Annotated in this window: 4 protein-coding genes and 2 pseudogenes; 5 read left to right on the plus strand and 1 reads right to left on the minus strand. The window is 72.3% G+C overall.

Annotated features, from left to right (window positions below):
- Positions 1-301 (plus strand): annotated as a pseudogene (locus ABNT58_RS10480) (methyl-accepting chemotaxis protein); the annotation flags it as partial.
- A 4-nt stretch (positions 302-305) separates the two neighbouring features.
- On the opposite strand, the gene ABNT58_RS10485 reads toward ABNT58_RS10480, so the two are convergent.
- On the minus strand, positions 306-1,001 hold the full coding sequence (locus tag ABNT58_RS10485; protein ID WP_348753426.1) for a hypothetical protein: 696 nt from the start codon (positions 999-1,001) through the stop codon (positions 306-308).
- Positions 1,002-1,265: 264 nt separating this feature from the next.
- On the opposite strand from ABNT58_RS10485, the gene ABNT58_RS10490 reads away from it, so the two are divergent.
- The 4 genes and pseudogenes from ABNT58_RS10490 to ABNT58_RS10505 all read left to right on the plus strand — a co-directional run.
- Positions 1,266-1,670 carry a FecR family protein gene (locus ABNT58_RS10490; RefSeq protein ID WP_348753427.1) on the plus strand — a complete coding sequence of 135 codons (405 nt, stop codon included), beginning with the start codon at positions 1,266-1,268 and terminating at the stop codon, positions 1,668-1,670.
- Entirely contained in the window at positions 1,667-2,308 is a 642-nt protein-coding gene (locus ABNT58_RS10495; protein WP_348753428.1) for an OmpA family protein, read from the plus strand. Before ABNT58_RS10490 ends, ABNT58_RS10495 begins: the two co-directional genes overlap by 4 nt.
- On the plus strand, positions 2,308-4,428 hold the full coding sequence (locus ABNT58_RS10500; protein ID WP_348753429.1) for a CHASE2 domain-containing protein: 2,121 nt from the start codon (positions 2,308-2,310) through the stop codon (positions 4,426-4,428). The genes ABNT58_RS10495 and ABNT58_RS10500 overlap by 1 nt, the downstream gene beginning before the upstream one ends.
- 102 nt (positions 4,429-4,530) lie before the next feature.
- Positions 4,531-5,494 (plus strand): annotated as a pseudogene (locus ABNT58_RS10505) (hypothetical protein); the annotation flags it as partial.

The raw sequence follows: 5,494 nt of genomic DNA on the forward strand, positions 1-5,494 counted from the left end.
GAGCCAGACCACGCAGCAAAACGCTTCCAGCTCCGAAGAGCTGGCCACCACGGCCGAGGAGATGAGCGCCCAGGCCACCGAGCTGCAGCAGGCGATGTCGTTCTTCGTGCTGCCGCGAGCCGCGGGCGCCGCTGCCGCCCCGTCTGCCGAAGCGCCGGGCCGCCGTGCAGCGCCGGCCGCCGTGGTGTCGGTGGCCTCCCGCAGCCGGCCTGCGCGGCCCAAGCTGGCCACGGTGGCGCCCAGGCCCGCCCGCCGGCTGGCAGAGGCGGACCTGAGCGAAACGGACTTCGTCCGCTTCTAGTCGCTCACTTGACCGAGGCACGTACCCACGCCGGCGCGCCCGACGTGAGGTCGCCCACCTTGACCCCGCGGAAGTTGTTCTCCGCGGTGGCGCCGGCATGGGCCAGCTCGGTCACTGCCGCCACCAGCGACTGGTAGGCCGGCGCATTGGCCGCGGTCAGCCGCACCTCGATCAGCCCGTCCGACGCGATGCTGTTGACCGAGTTGCCCCCCGTCAGGTTCATGATCAGGTAGCTGCTGGCGGGCAGGTTCTGCTGCATCAGGATGTCGCTGCCCAGGAAGTTGACGATGCCGCCGCCTTCCAGGCCGAAGTTGGCCACCAAGTTCAGCGGGTTCGAGCCTGCGCGGCGGTGGCCGTGGTGAACCACTGGCTGGCCACGTTGTACTCGCCGTTCTCGATGATGCGGTTGGCCGCATCGAAGGACAGCTCGGTCGGGAGGGCGGCCAGCTGCGCCGGGGTTTCCGGCCGGCGGCCGCGTCATCACCTCGTTGGGCGCAAAGCCCCAGTCGTTGACCATGCGCCGGTGGATCTCGGCGGCCGAGCGGTATTCCTCGCGCGAGGGCGAAGGCATGCGCACCAGCTCCAGGAACTGGTTCCAGCGCGACTTGGCCGCGGTGGGCGTGCTCTGGTCGTCCAGCAGCGCCGTGACCTGCGGATCGGCCGAGATCCTGGCGGCTGCGGCGGCCACGTCAGCGGGCACCGTGGCCTGATTCCACCAGCCAGTGGCCACAGTCGATTGCGGTGGCCTGCAAGGCACACGGAAAAGCGATGCTGGCGGCCCTTCGCAGGTCGGTTCTTCGTCCCCGCAGGGCGAGCTACCTCCCCTTGCCGAGCGCATTGGTTACACAGCCAGGGTCAAGCGACCCGGGCAGGGGTCGATGAGGAGCTACCAGGGCAAAGCAGTAAGGCTCGGATGTCTCGATCGACCTTGGCCACCATGGCCGCATGGGCCCTTGCGGCCGCCATGGCCGGCCCTTTGGCCGCCGCGCCCACCGGCGAACATGTCGCCTTGTTCAAGAGCGTGAGCGGCAGCGTCACCGTCGTGCGCAACAGCGGGCCTGTCACGGCCACCGCTGGCATGCCGCTGTACGTGGCCGACCGGCTGGTCTCGGCCGCCGATGCCACCGCCGGCATCATGTTCAAGGACGGCACCGCCGTGACCCTGGGTCCCGCCAGCGAGATCGAGCTGCGCGACTACGTGTTCGAGCCCAAGGACGCCAGGTACCAGTTCGACCTGTACCTGTCGCGCGGCAAGGCGGTGTATGCGTCGGGCAAGATCGGCAAGCTGTCGCCCGAGTCGGTGAAGGTGGGCACGCCCACGGCCACCGTCGGCGTGCGCGGCACGCGCTTCATCGTCGAGGCCGAATGACGGCCGCCCGCATTCGCCGGGCCGTGGCGGCGGCCGTGGCCGCCTGCCTGCTGGCCGCTTGCGCCACGCCGCCCCCACCACCCCAGCCGCGCACCACCGTCACCCTGCTGCCCGATGAAGACGGCCAGGTGGGCGCGGTGCTGGTGAGCAATGCGGCCGGCACGCAGCGGGTGAGCGAGGCCTTTGCCGCCACCACGGCCACCGGCCCGGCCGCCACGGCCACCGCGCCGCCTACCGCCGCCGTGCCGCTGGGCCAGGCCGCGGTGGACGCGGCGCATGCCCGGTTGCTGAAGGCGCAGCCGCCCAAGCCCGTCAGCTTCACGCTGCACTTCGTGCTCGACCGCTCGGTGCTGACCGAAGCCTCCAAGGCACAGCTGCCCGCGCTGCTGGCCGCGGTGCGCGAACGCAAGCCCACCGAAATCACTGTCTTCGGCCATGCCGACAGCATCGGCAGCCGCGAGCGCAACCTGCGCCTGTCGGCCGAGCGGGCGCAGGCCGTGGCCGACTGGCTGCGCAGGAGCGACCCCACGCTGGACCGCATCGCGGTGCAGTCCTTCGGCGATGCCGAGCCGCTGGTGCCCACGCCGCCGGGCGTGGCCGAGCCGCGCAACCGGCGCGCCGAAGTGATGGTGCTTTGATGCCCGCCAGCCACCGCGCAGGCGGCACGCTGGGCCACAAGGTCACGCCGCGCCAGGCCGCCGCCATGCTGGTGGCCGGCCTGCTGCTGGCGCTGGCGGTGGGCACGCTGGGCCTGTCGCAGCCGCAGTGGCTGGCGCCGCTGCAGCATGCGCTGCAGGACCCGTTGACGCGGCTGGATGCCCAGGCCGCCCCGGCCTCGCGCAGCGTGGTGGTGGACATCGACGACGTCAGCCTGGCGGCCGTGGGCCAGTGGCCGTGGCCGCGCTACCGGGTGGCCCAGCTGATCGATCGCATCCGCGCCGACCAGCCGGCGGCCATCGTGCTGGACATCCTGTTTCCCGAGCCCGACCGCAGCTCGCTGCACACCTTGCAAGCCACCTTCCAGCGCGACTTCGGCCTCGATCTGCAGATCGCCGGCGTGCCCGAAGGGCTGATGGACAACGACGGCTTCCTGGGCCACCGCATCGCGCAGGCCGGCGTGGTGGGCGCGCGCTACTTCTACTTCGACCACAGCAGCCGGGTCGAGGGCGGCCGGGCGTTGCCACCGCCCGTCACCGGCCGCACCGACCTGCTGGCGCTGGACGAGGCCACCGGCGTGCTGGACAACACCGCGCCGATCGCCGCACGCACGCGGCTCACCGGCTTCGTCAACCAGCGGCCCGACGACGACGGCGTGCTGCGCCGGCTGCCTTTGCTCATCCGCCACCAGGGCGCGATCCACCCCAGCCTGGCACTGGCGGCGGTGATGCGTGCGCAGGGCCTGCAGAGCCTGGATGTGCGCAGCACCGCCGATGGCCTGGTGTTGCAGGTGGGCGCGCAGGCCGTGCCCATCGACGCTCGCGGCCAGCATCGGCTGCGCTTTGCCGGCGGCCCGGCCAGCTACCCGGCCGTGCCGGCGGTGGACCTGCTGGCCGGCCAGGTGCCCGCAGGGCGCTTCCGTGGCCAGGTGGTGTTCATCGGCACCTCGGCCGTGGGCCTCAAGGACCTGCACCGCACCGCGCTGGCACCCGACTTTCCCGGCCTGAAGCTGCATGCCTTGATGGCCGAGAACCTGCTGCAGGGCCGCTTCGCGGTGGAGCCTGCCTGGGGCCCGGCGCTGGCGCTGGCCGCCAGCCTGGCGGTGGGCCTGGCCATGGCCGCGCTGTACATCGGTGTGCAGGGCATCGCGCTGCTGGTGGCCGGCAGCCTGCTGCTGCCGGCGGCGGTGCAGGCGGGTGCTGCAGCCTTGTACCTGCGCACCGGCTTGCTGGTGCCGGCGGCGGCGCCGGTGGCGGTGGGGCTGCTGCTGGCCACGGGGCTTTTCATCACCCGCTTCGCGCTGGAGCGCAGGCGCGCGGCAGCCTGGCGGCGCCAGCTGGAAAACGCCCGCCAGGTCACCATCGAATCGATGGCGTCGGTGGCCGAAACCCGCGACCCCGAGACCGGCGCCCACATCAAGCGCACGCAGCACTACGTGCGCGCGGTGGCGCTGCGGCTGCGCGCCACCGGCCAGCACCTGGCGCTGCTGACCGACGACTACATCGAGCTGCTGTTCATGTCGGCGCCGCTGCACGACATCGGCAAGGTGGGCGTGCCCGACCACATCCTGCTCAAGCCGGGGCGGCTGACCGACGACGAGATGGTGCTGATGAAGCAGCATGCCGAGTTCGGCCGCAAGATCATCTTCAGCACCGCTCAGCGCATCGACGGCGACAACTTCCTGACCATCGCCGGCGACATCGCCGCCACCCACCACGAGAAGTGGGATGGCAGCGGCTACCCGCTGGGCCTGGCCGGCCAGGACATTCCGCTGGCCGGGCGCATCATGGCGGTGGCCGACATCTACGACGCGCTGATCAGCCGCCGCTGCTACAAGGAACCCTTCAGCCACGCCAAGGCCACGCAGATGATGCGCGAGCTGCGCGGCACCACCTTCGACCCCGCGGTGCTCGATGCCTTTTTCGAGATCGAGGACACGATCCAGGCGATTGCCGACGAGCACCGCGACGAGGCCGAAGGCGACCTGAGCCCGCAGGCCGCCGCCGCCGGCGTGATCGAAGGCCTGCGCCAGCGCAGCGCGGGCGTGGGCCCCGGGCCCGGCGCCATGCCACAGCCGGCGCGCAGCCAGCAGGCGCCCTGAGGCGGGAGCCGGCGCCTGGCTGCTGCCAGAATCGGGCGCTGCCCTTCCCGTTCTGCCATGCCCCGCCCCACAGCCGTTTCCCGGGCTTGCCTTGCCGATCCGATGCCGCTGTTCCGCGCAGACCGGCTGCAGGCCGCACGTGCCGCCGCCCAGGCGCTGGTTGACCAGGGCGACGCGGCGCAACGCGCCGATGCGCACACCCTGCTGGCCCGCATCGCGCGTCGGCAGGGCCGGCTCGACGAGGCACTGGCCGACAGTGGCCAGGCGGTGGAAGTGGCGCAACAAGCGGCCGATCCTGCGCGTGAATGCCGCGCCCGCGTGCAGCGGGCCCATGCGCTCAACGCGCTGGGACGGATCGAAAAAGCCACCGACGAAGCCCACGAGGCGCGCCAGCTGGCCGAGGCCAGCGGCGATGCCGGTGCCCAAGCCGCCGCGGCCGAAGCCCTGGGCGCCGTGCAATGGGCCATGGCGCGCTGGCCGGAGGCCCTGGCCAGCTTCCAGCACATGCAGGCGCTGGCCGCTGCGGCCGCGGATGTGGATCTGCAGGCCGTGGCCCATGGCAGCCTGGCCAGCGTGGAGGGCGAGCTGGGCCGCCAGGCCACCGACCCGGCGCAAGCCCAGGCCAGGCGCCAGCGGGCCCTGCATCATGCGGGCGAGTACCTGCGCCTGGCCACCGCAGCGGGCGACGTGCATGCCATGCGCAGTGCCCGTCACAACCAGGCCGTGGCGCAGCTGGGCCTGGGCGACCTCACCGCCGCCCGCCTGACGCTGCAGGCGGTGCATGACGAAGCGGGCGAGGACGGCGGCGTGGCCGCCGCCATCGCGCTGCTGAACCTGGCCGAGATGGACCTGCAGGACGGGCAGCCCGCGGCTGCGCTGCAGCGCCTGCAAGCCGCTCATGCGCTGCTGGCGCCAACGGGCGATGCGGCCTACCTGCAAAGCTGCTGCCGCCTGCTGTGCGACGTGCACGAGGCGCTGGGCGCCCATGCCGAGGCCCTGCACTGGCACAAGCAGTTCCATGCGCACTATGCGCAGCTGGCGTCCGACCGGGCGCAGATGCACGCCC

Origin of the sequence: uncultured Aquincola sp. (assembly GCF_964001545.1) — a bacterium.
GTDB lineage: Bacteria > Pseudomonadota > Gammaproteobacteria > Burkholderiales > Burkholderiaceae_C > Aquincola.

Excerpts from the sequence above, each read along its gene's own strand:
- ABNT58_RS10490 (WP_348753427.1), top strand. The coding sequence starts at position 1,266 with ATGGCCGGCCCTTTGGCCGCCGCGCCCACCGGCGAACATGTCGCCTTG.
- ABNT58_RS10495 (WP_348753428.1), top strand. The coding sequence starts at position 1,667 with ATGACGGCCGCCCGCATTCGCCGGGCCGTGGCGGCGGCCGTGGCCGCC.
- ABNT58_RS10500 (WP_348753429.1), top strand. The coding sequence starts at position 2,308 with ATGCCCGCCAGCCACCGCGCAGGCGGCACGCTGGGCCACAAGGTCACG.